This is a genomic window from Pseudomonas sp. UBA6310 (assembly GCF_002438225.1).
GTDB lineage: Bacteria > Pseudomonadota > Gammaproteobacteria > Pseudomonadales > Pseudomonadaceae > Pseudomonas_O > Pseudomonas_O kuykendallii.
Genome location: NZ_DJTK01000024.1, coordinates 157,222 through 171,283, shown reverse-complemented (window position 1 = coordinate 171,283; position 14,062 = coordinate 157,222). Strand labels below are relative to the sequence as shown.

General features: G+C 64.8%; 16 protein-coding genes and 1 tRNA gene. 9 read left to right on the top strand and 8 right to left on the bottom strand.

The window, feature by feature from the left end:
* From B3E91_RS22200 to B3E91_RS05525, 4 genes are all read right to left on the bottom strand, one after another.
* Window positions 1-134 (bottom strand): hypothetical protein (locus tag B3E91_RS22200; RefSeq protein ID WP_414708199.1); only part of this gene is annotated, 134 nt, incomplete at its 3' end.
* 135 nt (window positions 135-269) lie between these two features.
* The gene (locus B3E91_RS05535) at window positions 270-737 is read right to left on the bottom strand and encodes a DNA polymerase III subunit chi (protein ID WP_287028640.1); all 468 of its coding nucleotides are present in this window, start codon (window positions 735-737) and stop codon (window positions 270-272) included.
* Window positions 738-745: 8 nt separating this feature from the next.
* A complete protein-coding gene (locus tag B3E91_RS05530) occupies window positions 746-1,174 on the bottom strand; it encodes a DNA polymerase III subunit chi (protein WP_090227056.1) in 429 nt (142 codons plus the stop codon).
* A 50-nt stretch (window positions 1,175-1,224) separates the two neighbouring features.
* Entirely contained in the window at window positions 1,225-2,715 is a 1,491-nt protein-coding gene (locus tag B3E91_RS05525; RefSeq protein ID WP_287028639.1) for a leucyl aminopeptidase, read from the bottom strand.
* 346 nt (window positions 2,716-3,061) lie between these two features.
* Here B3E91_RS05525 and B3E91_RS05520 point away from each other — a divergent pair, with 346 nt between their 5' ends.
* A complete protein-coding gene (locus B3E91_RS05520; protein ID WP_273232131.1) occupies window positions 3,062-3,328 on the top strand; it encodes a PepSY domain-containing protein in 267 nt (88 codons plus the stop codon).
* A gap of 42 nt (window positions 3,329-3,370) precedes the next feature.
* Here the strand turns inward: B3E91_RS05520 and B3E91_RS05515 are convergent, their stop codons facing one another.
* A complete protein-coding gene (locus tag B3E91_RS05515; protein ID WP_287028638.1) occupies window positions 3,371-4,210 on the bottom strand; it encodes a DMT family transporter in 840 nt (279 codons plus the stop codon).
* A 283-nt stretch (window positions 4,211-4,493) separates the two neighbouring features.
* Between B3E91_RS05515 and lptF the strand changes: the two genes are divergently transcribed.
* Entirely contained in the window at window positions 4,494-5,612 is a 1,119-nt protein-coding gene (lptF, locus tag B3E91_RS05510; protein ID WP_287028637.1) for an LPS export ABC transporter permease LptF, read from the top strand.
* Window positions 5,605-6,666: an LPS export ABC transporter permease LptG gene (gene lptG / locus B3E91_RS05505; protein ID WP_287028636.1), complete on the top strand. Its 1,062-nt coding sequence runs from the start codon at window positions 5,605-5,607 to the stop codon at window positions 6,664-6,666. The genes lptF and lptG overlap by 8 nt, the downstream gene beginning before the upstream one ends.
* 9 nt (window positions 6,667-6,675) lie before the next feature.
* On the opposite strand, the gene B3E91_RS05500 is transcribed toward lptG, so the two are convergent.
* The 3 genes from B3E91_RS05500 to B3E91_RS05490 form a co-directional block, all read right to left on the bottom strand.
* Window positions 6,676-7,170 (bottom strand): RDD family protein, encoded by a 495-nt coding sequence (locus tag B3E91_RS05500; protein ID WP_287028635.1) that lies wholly within the window; start codon window positions 7,168-7,170, stop codon window positions 6,676-6,678.
* A 96-nt stretch (window positions 7,171-7,266) separates the two neighbouring features.
* Window positions 7,267-7,479: a cold-shock protein gene (locus B3E91_RS05495; protein WP_090227075.1), complete on the bottom strand. Its 213-nt coding sequence runs from the start codon at window positions 7,477-7,479 to the stop codon at window positions 7,267-7,269.
* A gap of 320 nt (window positions 7,480-7,799) precedes the next feature.
* A tRNA-Leu gene (locus B3E91_RS05490) sits at window positions 7,800-7,884 on the bottom strand.
* Between the two features lie 106 nt (window positions 7,885-7,990).
* Here B3E91_RS05490 and queA point away from each other — a divergent pair.
* The 6 genes from queA (at window position 7,991) to B3E91_RS05460 (ending at window position 14,026) form a co-directional block, all read left to right on the top strand.
* Window positions 7,991-9,040, top strand: a complete 1,050-nt coding sequence (gene queA / locus B3E91_RS05485; RefSeq protein ID WP_287028634.1) for a tRNA preQ1(34) S-adenosylmethionine ribosyltransferase-isomerase QueA — start codon at window positions 7,991-7,993, stop codon at window positions 9,038-9,040.
* 5 nt (window positions 9,041-9,045) lie between these two features.
* Complete coding sequence (gene tgt / locus B3E91_RS05480; RefSeq protein WP_273232342.1) at window positions 9,046-10,161, top strand: tRNA guanosine(34) transglycosylase Tgt; 1,116 nt, start codon at window positions 9,046-9,048, stop codon at window positions 10,159-10,161.
* A 41-nt stretch (window positions 10,162-10,202) separates the two neighbouring features.
* Window positions 10,203-10,538, top strand: a complete 336-nt coding sequence (yajC, locus tag B3E91_RS05475; RefSeq protein ID WP_090227081.1) for a preprotein translocase subunit YajC — start codon at window positions 10,203-10,205, stop codon at window positions 10,536-10,538.
* Between the two features lie 65 nt (window positions 10,539-10,603).
* Entirely contained in the window at window positions 10,604-12,466 is a 1,863-nt protein-coding gene (secD, locus tag B3E91_RS05470) for a protein translocase subunit SecD (RefSeq protein WP_287028633.1), read from the top strand.
* 9 nt (window positions 12,467-12,475) lie between these two features.
* A complete protein-coding gene (secF, locus tag B3E91_RS05465; protein WP_273232147.1) occupies window positions 12,476-13,387 on the top strand; it encodes a protein translocase subunit SecF in 912 nt (303 codons plus the stop codon).
* Window positions 13,388-13,486: 99 nt separating this feature from the next.
* Window positions 13,487-14,026 (top strand): glycine zipper 2TM domain-containing protein, encoded by a 540-nt coding sequence (locus B3E91_RS05460; RefSeq protein ID WP_282342598.1) that lies wholly within the window; start codon window positions 13,487-13,489, stop codon window positions 14,024-14,026.
* The last annotated feature ends 36 nt before the right edge of the window (window positions 14,027-14,062 follow it).

Below are 14,062 nucleotides of genomic sequence, written 5' to 3'. Positions count from 1 at the left end.
CTGCCGGTGACGTTCGGCGGCGGGATCATGATGGTGTACGGCTCGCCGGCACCCTGGGGGGCGAAATAGTTGTTCGCTTCCCAGGTCTGGTACCAGGAAGTCTCGATGGCGTGCGGCTGGTAGGTCTTGTCCATGCGGTGCGGGACTCTTGAAAGCGGCTGATCAGGAAAGCCGGCAAGTATAAAGGGGATGGCGGGCAGGGCCTAGGCACGCGGAGCCAGGCTGCGCGTGCGGACTGTATGCGCGGCGATGGCGCGTTTTTGCGGCGTTCAGCGCTTGCGTTGCGCCAGCAGTCGATCCAGGCGGGCGTCCAGGCGACGGCGCAGTTCGGCTTCGATCTGCGGCACGAAGTCGTCGATCACGTCCTGCAGCAGCAGTTGCGCGGCGGAACGCAGCTCGCCGTCCAGGCGCGCCAGCTCGGCGGCGCCCGGCGAGAGGTGGCGGCGCAGGCTCTGGGCGATCTCGGCCTGCTGCACGGGCGTCTGGGCGAGATTCGGCTGCGCCAGCGGCACCACCGGTGGTGCCGGGGTGACCGGTGCCTGCGGCGCTTGCATGAGCGGTACGGGGGCCGGCTCGGGTTCTTCCTCGACGACCTCGCTGAGCAGGGGAATCTCCGGTGCATCCAGCGAGTCGGTCAGCAGCGGCGGTTCCTGGTCCGGCGGCGTGAGTACGCGGCGGATCGACTCGAGTTCGTCGAGCAGGTGGGCGGGCTTGCGCGGAGGTTGATGGCTGTCCATGGATGGCTTCAAAGGCGAGGCAGGCGGTGGTCCTGCGGAGGATAGCCGCGCTCCCGGTAGAAACGGAAACTCTCGCGGGCCGCCTGACGGATGGCGGGATCTTCCACCACCAGCTCGGCGACCCGGGCGAAGCGCTCGAAAAACGCCGGCACGGCCAGGTCGAGGTTGATCAGCAGGTCGCAATGCGCCACGGGCGCATCGCCCAGGCCGAGGGCGATGGGGGCCTGGCTGTCGTCTTCGGCCAGCCCGTGCGGAACGAAGGCCTCGCCCTTGAACGTCCACAACCGCGCATCCAGTGCCTCGCGCTGTTCGGCGTTCTGGCAGTGCAGGTAGATGCGATGACCGAGGCGCCAGGCCTTTTCGCTGAGCTTGCAGGCGAACTCCACCCGGGCCGCCGGATCGGCGGTGGGGAGCACGTAGAAATCGATCTGGGGCATGGGATTCTCGTCGTGCTGCCCGACGCCTCGCGGCGCCGGGCAGCGGGCACTCAGGCCTGGGTGCGATCCAGCAGGTATTGCGTCAGCAGCGGAACCGGGCGGCCGGTGGCGCCTTTCTCCTTGCCGCCGCTGATCCAGGCGGTGCCGGCGATGTCCAGATGCGCCCACTTGTAGGCCTTGGCGAAGCGCGACAGGAAGCAGCCGGCGGTGATGGTGCCGGCCTTCGGCCCACCGATGTTGGCGATGTCGGCGAACGGGCTGTCGAGCTGCTCCTGGTACTCGTCGAACAGCGGCAGCTGCCAGGCGCGGTCGTCGGCGCGGCGGCCGGCGTCGAGGACCTGCTCTATCAAACCGTCGTCGTTGCCCATCAGGCCCGAGGTGTTGCTGCCCAGGGCGACGATGCAGGCGCCGGTCAGCGTGGCCAGGTCGATGACCGCCTGCGGCTTGAAGCGCTCCGCGTAGGTGAGGGTGTCGCACAGCACCAGGCGGCCTTCGGCGTCGGTGTTGAGGATTTCCACGGTCTGCCCGCTCATCGTCGTGACGATGTCGCCAGGGCGCGTGGCGCGGCCGCTGGGCATGTTCTCGGCGCAGGCCAGCAGGCACACCAGGTTGATCGGCAGCTGCAGCTCCAGCACCGCGCGCAGGGTGCCGAACACGCTGGCGGCGCCGCACATGTCGTACTTCATCTCATCCATGCCGGCGGCCGGCTTGATGCTGATGCCGCCGGTGTCGAAGGTGATGCCCTTGCCGACCAGCGCATAGGGCTGCTCGCCCTTCTTGCCGCCGTTGTACTGCATGACGATCAGCCGCGGGGGCTGCTCGCTGCCCTGAGCGACTGCAAGGAACGAACCCATGCCCAGCGCCTTGAGCTTCTTCTCGTCGTGGATCTCGACCTTCAGGCCGGGATAGGTCTTGCCGAGCGCCTTGGCCTCTTCGGCCAGGAAGCTTGGCGTGCACAGGTTCGGCGGCAGGTTGCCCAGATCCTTGGTGAAGGCCATGCCGGTGGCGATGGCGCGGGCGTGAAGGATGCCGCGCTCGAACTCGGCCTGGGCGGGCTTGTCGGTGATCAGGGTGATCTTCTTCAGCGGGCGCGCTTCGGCCTTCTGACTCTTGAAGCGATCGAACACGTAGGTGCCGTCGGCCAGGGTTTCCACGGTCAGGCGGGCCTTGCCATAGGCGTCGCGGTTCTTCACTTCCAGATCGCCCAGGGCGAAGGCCGCGTCGGTGCCGCCGAGGCCCTTGAGCGCCGCGTGCGCAGCGCTCACCAGCTTGCGGAACTGGCGGTCGGAAAGCGGGCTTTCCTTGCCGCAGCCGACCAGCAGCACGCGCTCGGCCTTGAGGTTGGGCAGGCTGTGCAGGAGCAGGGTCTGGCCCGGCTTGCCGGCCAGGTCGCCGCGCTTGAGCAGGGTGGCGATAGCGCCGCCGCTCGCCGTGTCGACCGCCTGGGCGAGGTTGCCGAGTACGCGGCCCTCGCCGACGGGAATCACCAGGGTGGCGGTTTTTACGGTTTCCGGGCGAGCGCTTTTGGCTAGGAATTCCATCGAGATTTGTCCCCGAGACAAGGTGTCTGCTGTGCAGGAAGGCGACGGCGTATGGGGCCGCCGCGTGATCCGGAAGATGCCGCGAAGACCGTCGGTGCCTTGAACCAGGGGCAGGACGACGGTCGTGGAGCGAGTCAGTCATGGCCTGTCCGGGGATGCGCTGATCCGTCCGGACGGGTGCTCACCCCGAACTGCGCCGGCGTGTCGCGGTGTGCTCCGTATCCTACTGTCGTGGCGCGCGGATGCCCAGCCTTGGCGCAGCGGATCGCACGGCGATGGAACCCTTGGCGCGCTGGCGGCCTCCAACTGCATGACGCCCCAACCATAACGGAAACGGAGGCTTTCCATGCTCAAGCACACGCTCACTGCCACCCTGGCAGCTGCCGCCGCACTCACCGCCGGAATGGCCCTGGCCGATCGTCCGGGTGCCGACTGGATCACCATCGACCAGGCGCTGGCGAAAGCCAAGGCCGCCGGTTACACCCAGGTCCACAAGATCGAGGCCGACGACGGCGGTTACTGGGAGGGAGAAGGCGTGAAGCAGGACGGCAAGGTCTACGAGTTCCGCGTCGACGGCAAGACCGGCGACGTCACTCGCGACAAGCTGGACTGATCGACCGCGCCAGCCGAAGGGCCCCGCCAGTGCGGGGCCTTTTCATGTGCGCGTGCGGCTGCCGAGCACCAGCGCGATGCCGCCGAGCACCGCGATCGACACCAGCAGCAGGCGCAGCGTCAGGGTTTCGCCCAGCAGCAGGCTGCCGCCCAGGGCGGCGAGGATGGGTACGCTGAGTTGCACCGTCGAGGCCTGCAGCGCGCCGAGGCCGCGCAGTGCGGTGTACCAGATGGCGTAGCCGACGCCCGAGGCGAGCGCGCCGGAAAGCAGGGCATAGGTGACGCCGGGCAGGTCCCAGTCGCGCCGGCTGACGAGTGCCAGGCAGAGCAGCACGGCGAAGGGAATGGCGCGCAGAAAATTGCCGGCGGTGGCGGCGAGCGGGTCGGCGACGCCGCGTCCGAGCAGCGAATAGAGTGCCCAGGCGAGGCCGGCGAGCAGCATCAGCAGCGCGCTGCCGAGGGGCGGCGCACTGGCTCCTGGCAGCAGGAGCACAAGCAGTCCGCCAAGGGCGAGCAGTAGGCCGAGTGTCGCCCAGCGGCCAAGACGTTCGCCGCGCATCACCCCGTAGAGCAGCATGCTCGACTGCACGGCGCCGAACAGCAGCAGGGCACCGACGCCGGCGTCCAGTTGCAGATAGGCGAAGGAAAACGCCGCGGCATAGGTGAACAGGGCGGCGGCGCCGGACCAACTGCCGTGGGGTTTGCCGCGCGAGTGGCGTAGCTGCAGGAGCAGGCTCAGCATCAGTGCGCCAGCGAGGAGGCGCAGGCCGGTGAAACTGGCCGCATCGATGGCGGTGTGTTTGAGCGCCAGGCGACAGAGCAGTGAATTGCCGGCGAAGGCGAGCATGGCGAGGCTGGTCAGCGATAGCGTTCGGGCGTTCATCTCGTCTCTGCGAAGAGTCCGATCGGGCGAACCTGGAGTCTATGCGTCGGGGCTCGGGTTCGCGCCTGGCCAAAGGTAGAGGGTCGCTCGTTCATCGGTAGAAGGTCGCCGGTTGCGCCGGCCGCAGGCGAGCGGGAGGATAGCAATCCGAGTTCGCCGTGACACCCGCGCGCAATCGCAGGATAATGCCGGCCTCTTTTTAAATCGGCCGCCCGTGGGCGTGCCGGCCGCGGGTGGCGCACTGGGTTGCCGCCCGAGCCCGACAACCCTGGAGTGGTCTGGTTTGATCGTCTTTCGTTACCTGTCCCGAGAGCTGCTGATTACCCTGAGCGCGGTCAGTGCGGTGCTGCTGGTGATCATCATGAGCGGGCGCTTCATCAAGTACCTCGCCCAGGCTGCCCAGGGCTTGCTCGATCCGGGCGTGCTGCTGCTGATCATGCTCTACCGGATGCCTGGTTTTCTCGAACTGATCCTGCCACTGGGGCTGTTCCTCGGCATCCTGCTGGCCTACGGACGGCTCTACCTCGACAGCGAAATGACCGTGCTGGCGGCCACCGGCATGAGCCAGCAGCGTCTGGTGGCCTACAGCCTCGCGCCGGCCACCGTGGTCGCCCTGCTGGTGGCCTGGCTGAGCATGGGGCTGGCGCCCCAGGGCATTGGCCAGGTGGCGCGCATTCTCAATGCACAGGACGCCCTCACCGAGTTCGATACGCTGGAACCGGGGCGCTTCCAGTCCATGCGCGACGGGTCGCGGGTCACCTACACCGAAACCCTGTCGGAGAATCGCGACGCGCTGGGCGGGCTGTTCATCTCCGAGAAGCAGCTGTCCCGCGACAAGGCCAAGGAACGTGGCATCACCGTGCTGGTGGCCGAATCCGGGCGCCAGGAAATTCGCGAGGATGGCAGCCGTTACCTGATCCTGAAGAACGGCTACCGCTACGACGGCAACCCCGGCGAGGCCAATTACCGCGCGATCCAGTACGACACCTACGGCGTGCTGCTGCCGCGCCCGGAGGTCAGCGCCGAGATCAGCGATCGCGAGGCGATCCCGACCTCGCAGCTGTTCGGCAGCGACAACATCCGCTACATCGCCGAACTGCAATGGCGCCTGTCGATTCCGCTGCTGGTGTTCGTCATCACGCTGCTTGCCGTTCCGCTGGCACGGGTCAATCCGCGTCAGGGGCGCTTCCTCAAGCTGCTGCCGGCGATCCTTCTCTATATGGCCTATCTGTCGCTGCTGATCGCCATGCGCGGCGCGTTGGACAAGGGGCGGATTCCGCCCGCGCTGGGGCTGTGGTGGGTGCATCTGCTGTTCTTCGCCATCGGCATGCTGATGCTTTATTGGGAATCGTTGCGCCTGAAACTGGCGGCGCGTCGTGCTGGAGCTGCGACCCATGGTTAAGTTGGATCGCTACATCGGCACCAGCGTGTTCTTCGCCATCCTCAGCGTGCTCGGCGTGATCGTCGGCCTCGCCCTGCTGTTCGCCTTCATCGACGAGCTGGGCGATATCGAGGACAGCTACGGCCTGCTCGACGCGGCCTGGTACGTGCTGCTGACCGCGCCGCGGCGAATCTACGAGATGCTGCCGATGGCGGCGCTGATCGGCTGCCTCATCGGTCTTGGCACGCTGGCCAGCAACAGCGAGCTGACCATCATGCGTGCGGCCGGGGTGTCGATCGGGCGGATCGTCTGGTCGGTGATGCGGCCGATGCTGATGCTGATGGTCGTCGGCATCCTGATCGGCGAATACCTCGCGCCGCAAACCGAGAACCAGGCCCAGTCGTTCCGCGCGATGGCCCAAGGCAGCGGTGACGCGCAAAGCGCCAAGCATGGCCTTTGGCATCGCCAGGGCAACGAATACGTGCACATCAACGCCGTGCAGCCCAGTGGCATCCTGTATGGGGTGACACGCTACCGCTTCGACGATCAGCGCCACCTGCAATCATCGAGTTTCGCCCGCCAGGCCCACTACAACGGCGACCACTGGCAACTGCAGGGCGTAACTACAACGCTGTTCAAGGAGCGCAGTACCGAGGTGCGTACGACCGCGGAGGAGCCCTGGGATATCGAGCTCAGCCCGCAGATGCTCGGCACCGTGGTGATGGAGCCGGACGCGCTGTCGCTCGTCGGGTTGTGGAAGTACATCGGCTATCTCGCCGATCAGGAGCTGAACAACCAGCGCTACTGGCTGGCGTTCTGGAGCAAGCTGCTGCAACCGCTGGTAACCGCCGCGCTGGTGCTGATGGCGATCAGTTTCATCTTCGGTCCGCTGCGCTCGGTGACCCTCGGCCAGCGCATCTTCACCGGCGTGCTGGTGGGCTTCGTGTTCCGCATCGCCCAGGATCTGCTCGGTCCGTCGAGCCTGGTGTTCGGCTTCTCGCCGTTGCTGGCGGTGCTGGTGCCGGCCGCGATCTGCGCGCTGGCCGGCGGCTGGTTGCTCAGGCGCGCGGGCTGAGGAGCGCGCTCACTTCTTGTGAATGTGCTTGGGCAGCCGCACCACCTGGCTGTCCGAGTAGATGTCGTGCCAGCTGCGCTTGCGCTTGTCCCAGAGGATCCACAGGTAGCCGAGCCCGCCGAGCAGCCAGGATCCGATGGCGATCACGAAGCGCAGCAGGGCCTGCCACAGGCTGACCGCCGAGCCGTCAGTGTTCTGGATTCGTAGCCCCCATACCTGCATGCCGAGCGTCTGTCCCGAGTGGGTCCAGAACTTGGCGAAGAAACCGAACAGCGCGAACAGCAGCAGCGTCGACAGCAGCGGGTCGCCGTCCAGCGCACCGGAGTCGGTGAGGCGCTTGGTCTCGTCGACGCCATAGATGCCCATCAGTGCCAGCTTGTAGGCGAAGGCAACGACGATCAGCAGCGCGACGCAGAGCAGGAAATCGTAGAACAGCGCGGCAAGGCGACGGCCAAGGCCGGCGGGAGGAAACTCGCCTTGCGGACGGAGCAGGTGTTTCGGCATATGGAAGGGCTCGCGGGATAAAGCGCCATTCTAGTGAATGGCGCGCACAAAAAAGCCCCTGATGTCACCACCAGGGGCTTTTTCTTGCGAAGGCGATTAGGCCAGGATTTGAACCTGGTCAGCTTGCATGCCTTTCTGGCCTTGGACGGCCACGAAGCTAACTTTCTGGCCTTCTTTCAGGCTCTTGAAGCCGTTACCTTCGATTGCACGGAAGTGAACGAACAGATCCGGGCCGCTTTCGGGAGTGATGAAGCCGAAGCCCTTCTCGTCGTTGAACCACTTAACGGTGCCGTTTTGACGATTCGACATGTCTTATTTCCTTGAAACTAGAGTTGATGGCAGCCTCTACGACAATAGAGGGCTGGAACTGGTTGCAAAGAGTAAGAGAAGTCGAGCGGGATGTAGCGGATCTTAGGATCTACTGCACCAGGTCACGATTCAACAGCGACCCATGCAAACACAGTGGGCACACTCTACGCTAACTCCCGGGCCGTTGCCAACCCTGGAATGCGTGGTTTTTGCTGCCTGGGACGGGCTCTGCGAGGCTTTGGCAGAAACGCCGTGTGAGCTGGAGTCTGAGCGCTTTGTAGCGAGCGGCGACCTGTAAAGTCGCCGGGGGTAAAGCGTGTTGGTGCCCCGGGGGAGACTCGAACTCCCACTCCTTTCGAAAACGGATTTTGAATCCGCCGCGTCTACCGATTCCGCCACCGGGGCAATGGCGGCGGAGTATAGGGAGGCGCCTGCGTCGGGTCAATCGCGCTGCGTGGTCAGCGCGAGGCTTTTCCGTTAAGATTCGCGCCCTGAGCAAGACGACCCAGACATGCGCGTTTCCGACTTCCATTTCGACCTTCCCGAATCCCTCATCGCCCGCTATCCGCTTGCCGAGCGTCGCGCCAGCCGCCTGCTGGTGCTCGATGGCGAGAGCGGCGCGCTGGCGCATCGACGCTTCACCGACCTGCTCGATCATCTGCATCCCGGCGACCTCATGGTGTTCAACGACACCCGGGTGATTCCGGCGCGGCTGTTCGGCCAGAAGGCTTCCGGCGGCAAGCTGGAGATCCTCGTCGAGCGTGTGCTGGACGAGTACCGGGTGCTCGCCCATGTGCGCTCGAGCAAGTCGCCGAAGCCCGGCACCGAAATCCTCGTCGAGGGTGGTGGTCGCGCCGAGATGCTGGCGCGCCACGATGCGCTGTTCGAGTTGCGTTTCGACGAGCCCGTGCTGGCGCTGCTCGATCGCGTCGGGCACATGCCATTGCCTCCTTATATAGTGCGCGCCGATGACGCTGCCGATCGCGAGCGCTACCAGACCGTCTACGCGCAGCGCTCCGGCGCGGTGGCCGCGCCTACCGCCGGCCTGCATTTCGATGAGGCGCTGCTCGAGTCGATCCGCGCTAAAGGCGTGGAAACCGCGTTCGTCACGCTGCACGTCGGCGCTGGCACCTTCCAGCCCGTGCGCGTCGAGCGTATCGAGGATCACCACATGCACCGCGAGTGGCTGGAAGTCAGCCAGGATGTCGTCGACGCCGTCGCCGCGTGTCGTGCGCGGGGCGGGCGGGTGATCGCGGTCGGCACCACCAGCGTGCGCTCGCTGGAAAGCGCCGCGCGCGACGGCCAGCTCAAGGCGTTCAGTGGCGACACCGACATCTTCATCTACCCAGGGCGACCCTTCCATGTGGTCGATGCCCTGGTGACCAACTTCCATCTGCCCGAATCCACGCTGTTGATGCTGGTGTCCGCGTTCGCCGGTTATCCCGAGACGATGGCCGCCTACGCCGCCGCGGTGGAAAACGGTTACCGCTTCTTCAGTTACGGCGACGCCATGTACATCACCCGCAATCCCGCCGCGCGCGGCCCCGAGGACTTCGCATGAGCCACATGACCTTCGAACTGCTCGCCACCGAGGGCAGGGCCCGGCGCGGACGGCTGACCTTCCCGCGTGGCGTGGTGGAGACCCCGGCGTTCATGCCGGTGGGGACCTACGGCACGGTGAAGGGCATGCTGCCGCGCGACATCGAGGCGATCGGCGCGCAGATCATTCTCGGCAATACCTTCCACCTGTGGCTGCGTCCGGGCACCGAGGTGGTCCGCGAGCATGGTGACCTGCACGATTTCATGCAGTGGAAGGGGCCGATCCTCACCGACTCCGGCGGTTTCCAGGTGTTCAGCCTGGGCGCGATGCGCAAGATCAAGGAGGAGGGCGTCTACTTCGCTTCGCCGGTGGATGGCGCCAAGGTGTTCATGGGGCCGGAAGAGTCGATGCGCGTGCAGCGCGAGCTGGGCTCGGACATCGTGATGATCTTCGATGAATGCACGCCTTACCCGGCTGACGAAGAGGTCGCGCGCCGCTCCATGGAACTGTCGCTGCGCTGGGCCGAGCGCTCGAAGATCGCCCATGCGGACAACCCTTCGGCGCTGTTCGGCATCGTCCAGGGTGGCATGCACGAAAACCTGCGCATGCGTTCGCTGGAGCGCCTGTGCGAAATCGGCTTCGACGGCCTGGCCATCGGCGGGCTCTCGGTGGGCGAGCCGAAGGAGGAGATGATCCGTGTGCTGGATTTCCTGCCGGCGCAGATGCCGGCGGACAAGCCGCGCTACCTGATGGGTGTGGGCAAGCCGGAAGACCTGGTCGAAGGCGTGCGCCGCGGCGTCGACATGTTCGACTGCGTGATGCCTACGCGCAACGCCCGCAACGGTCATCTGTTCACCGCCGAAGGGGTGGTGAAGATCCGCAACGCCGGGCATCGCCACGACCAGTCGCCCCTGGAGGCCGACTGCGACTGTTACACCTGCAAACATTTCTCCCGCGCCTATCTGCACCATCTGGATAAATGCGGCGAAATGCTCGGGAGCATGTTGAATACAATCCATAACCTGCGTCATTACCAGCGCCTGATGGCTGGTTTGCGCGGGGCAATTCAACAGGGTACATTGGCCGCCTTCGTCGACGCCTTCTACGCCCGACGCGGCCTGCCAACGCCGCCTTTGGATTGAAATTCCTTCCTTATTTCAAGAACTTGCAACAGGGGTGCTACATGAGCTTTCTGATTCCCGCCGCTTACGCCGACGCTGCCGCTCCGGCCGCCGGACCTGCCGGCACCGGCTTCGAATGGGTCTTTCTGGTTGGCTTCCTGGTCATCTTCTATCTGATGATCTGGCGTCCGCAGGCCAAGCGCTCGAAAGAGCACAAGAACCTCCTCGGCAACCTGCAGAAGGGTGACGAAGTGGTCACTTCCGGCGGGATCGCCGGCAAGGTGGTCAAGGTCGCCGATGACTTCGTCGTCGTCGAAGTCTCCGACACCGTCGAGATGAAATTCCAGAAGGCCGCTATCGCTGCAACCTTGCCCAAGGGCACGCTGAAAGCCATCTGAGTCCTACCTTTTCCTTTCTTCCACGGGGCGCTTTAGGGCGCCCCGCGTCATAAGCGGGCGGCGTCATGCTGAACAAATACCCTCTGTGGAAATACCTGCTGATCCTGGCGGTGCTGGCGATCGGCCTGGTCTATTCCGCGCCCAATCTCTATCCGGACGACCCGGCCATCCAGCTCACCGGCAGCAGCACGGCACTGAAGATCGACCAGGCGACTGTCGATCGTGCCAGCCAGGCACTGAGTGACGCGGGTATCGCGGTCAAGGCGGCCGAAGTCGCCCAGCATGGCGGCCTGCTGCGTCTGACCAAGCTGGCTGATCAGTTGCCGGCCAAGGATGTCGTGCGCAAGGCGCTGGGGGATGATTACGTCGTCGCCCTGAACCTGGCGCCGACCACGCCGGACTGGCTGCGCAGCCTGCATGCGACGCCGATGAAGCTCGGTCTCGACCTGTCCGGTGGTGTGCACTTCCTTCTCGAAGTGGACATGGAGAAGGCCCTCGATGCGCGCATCAAGGTCTACGAGGGTGAGGTAAAGAGCCTGCTGCGCAAGGAGCGTGTTCGCTACCGCAGCCTGCCGGCGCAGGAAAATGCCTTCCAGCTGGGCTTCACCGATGCCGAGTCCGCGCAGAAGGCGCAGGACCTGATCCGCAAAAGCTTCAACGATTTCGACCTGACCACCACCGAGCGCAATGGCCAGCAGGTGCTGCGCCTTAGCCTTAACCAGGCCAAGTTGGCCGAGATTCGCGAATACTCGATCAAGCAGAACCTCACCACCGTGCGTAACCGGGTGAACGAGCTGGGCGTCGCCGAGCCGCTGGTGCAGCGCCAGGGCGCCAACCGCATCGTCGTCGAGCTGCCGGGCGTGCAGGACACCGCGGAAGCCAAGCGGATCCTCGGCAAGACCGCGAGCCTCGAATTCCGCCTGGCGGCCGAGGCCGATGCCTCCCGCGCCACCACCGAATCCTTTGGCTTCCGCGAGCCGGGCCGTCCGCCGGTTCAGCTCGAGCGCAGCCTGATCATCACCGGCGACCAGGTCACCGACGCCAGCGCCAGCTTCGATGAGAACGGTCGTCCGCAGGTGAATATCCGTCTCGACGGCCACGGCGGTGAGCTGATGAACCGCGCAACCCGCAACAACGTCGGGCGCAGCATGGCGGTGATCTTCATCGAACAGCGTCCGGTCACCACCTACAGCAAGCAGGTGGTCGATGGCGTCGAGAAGGAAGTCGCCACGCAGACCTTCAAGGAGGAGAAACAGATCATCAGCCTGGCGACCATCCAGTCGCCGCTGGGCGGGCAGTTCCGCATCACCGGCCTGAACGGCCAGGGCGAGTCCTCCGAACTGGCGCTGCTGCTGCGCGCCGGCGGTCTGGCCGCGCCGATGTACTTCGCCGAAGAACGCACCATCGGCCCGAGCCTGGGTGCCGAGAACATCGTCAAGGGCATCGAATCCACCGAGTGGGCGATGGTCTTCGTGTCGATCTTCATCATCGCCATCTACCGCTTCTTCGGTGTTCTGGCGACCGTCGCGCTGGCCTTCAACCTGGTGTTGCTGGTTGGCCTGATGTCGGTGATCGGCGCCACCCTGACCCTGCCAGGCATCGCCGGTATCGTGCTGACGCTGGGCATGGCGGTGGACGCCAACGTGCTGATCTATTCACGGATACGTGAAGAACTGGCCAACGGCCTTTCAGTGCAGCGTGCGATCCACGAAGGCTTCGATCGCGCCTACAGCGCGATCATCGACAGTAACCTGACCACGCTGCTGGTCGGCGCGATCCTGTTCGCCCTGGGTACCGGTCCGGTCAAGGGCTTCGCCGTGACCATGTCGCTGGGGATCATCACCTCGATGTTCACCGCCATCATGTTCACCCGCGGTTTGGTCAACCTGATCTTCGGTGGCCGTAACTTCAAGAAGCTGTGGATCTAAGGTGCCGTCATGATCAAGTCCACCATCCGTTTCATGGCGATACGCAACATCGCGTTCGCCATCACCCTGGTCATCAGCTTCATCGGCCTTGGCAGCTTGGTCGCCAAGGGCCTGAACTTCGGCCTGGATTTCACTGGCGGCACGCTGATCGAGCTGGCCTACGAGAAGCCCGCGAACCTCGAGCTGATCAAGTCCGAGCTGGGGCAGGCCGGTTATCCGGAGTCCATCGTGCAGAGCTTCGGCGCCAGCACCGACGTGCTGGTTCGCCTGGCCGGCGAAGATCCGCAACTGGGCAACAAGGTTGCCGAGGCGTTGCGCAAGATCGACGCGGACACCCAGTTCGAGGTCAAGCGCGTCGAGTTCGTCGGTCCGCAGGTCGGTGAAGAGCTGCGCGATCAAGGGGGCCTCGCCATGCTCCTGGCGCTGGGCGGCATCCTCATCTACTTGGCGTTTCGCTTCCAGTGGAAGTTCGGCGTCGGTGCCGTGGCTTCCCTGGCGCACGACGTCATCGTCACCCTCGGGCTGCTGGCGTTCTTCCAGGTGCCGTTCGACCTGACCGTGCTCGCCGCCGTGCTGGCGATGATCGGCTATTCGCTGAACGACACCATCATCATTTACGACCGTGTGCGGGAGAACTTCCGTCTGCTGCGTCGCGCGACGCTGATCGAGAATATCGATACCTCGGTCACGCAAACCTTGCTGCGGACCATCGCCACTTCGTTGTCCACGGCGCTGGCACTCTTCGCGTTGCTGTTCTTCGGCGGCGACAGCCTGGCGAACTTCGCAATCACGCTGTTGATCGGTGTGGTCGTCGGTACCTACTCGTCGGTCTATATCGGTGCCACGGTGCTGGTCTGGCTGGGCCTGAGCTCCGAAGACCTGATCCCTCCGGCCGCCAAGGAAGTCGACGAGCGCCCGTGATCCGGGCCGGCGAGCTTGTCGAACTAACCCTTTTGACTTCTGTCCAAGGCAGGGAATGGAGCGTAATCGCTCGCAGTGGATGGTAGTCAGGAGGTGCGTGTGAACAAGTCGATGCTCGTCGGTGCGGTGCTCGGTGCCGTAGTTGTTACGGCCGGGGGCGCGGTGGCTTACAGCGTGGTCGGCAACGGTCCGGACTACGCAAAGGTCGTAGCGGTTCAGCCGGTAAAGGAAACCATCAAGACACCTCGCGAGGTCTGCAAGGATGTCACGGTCACCCGGCAGAAGCCCGTGCAGGACCAGTATAAGATCGCCGGCACGGCGATCGGCGCCATCGCTGGCGGTTTGCTGGGCAACCAGGTCGGCGGTGGTAACGGCAAGAAGCTGGCGACCGTGGCCGGTGCCGTAGGCGGCGGTTACGCCGGTAACCAGGTTCAGGGTCGCATGCAGGCCGGTGACACCTATACGACCACGCAGACCCGCTGCAATACGGTGAACGAGACCAGCGAGAAAATCGTGGGTTACGACGTCAAGTACGACCTCGACGGCAAGATCGGTCAGGTGCGTATGGACCGTGATCCAGGTCCGCAGATTCCGGTCAGCAATGGCCAACTGGTCATTGGTCAGAACACTGCCCAGTAAATCAGCGACAACAAAAAAGCGCCCCGCGGGGCGCTT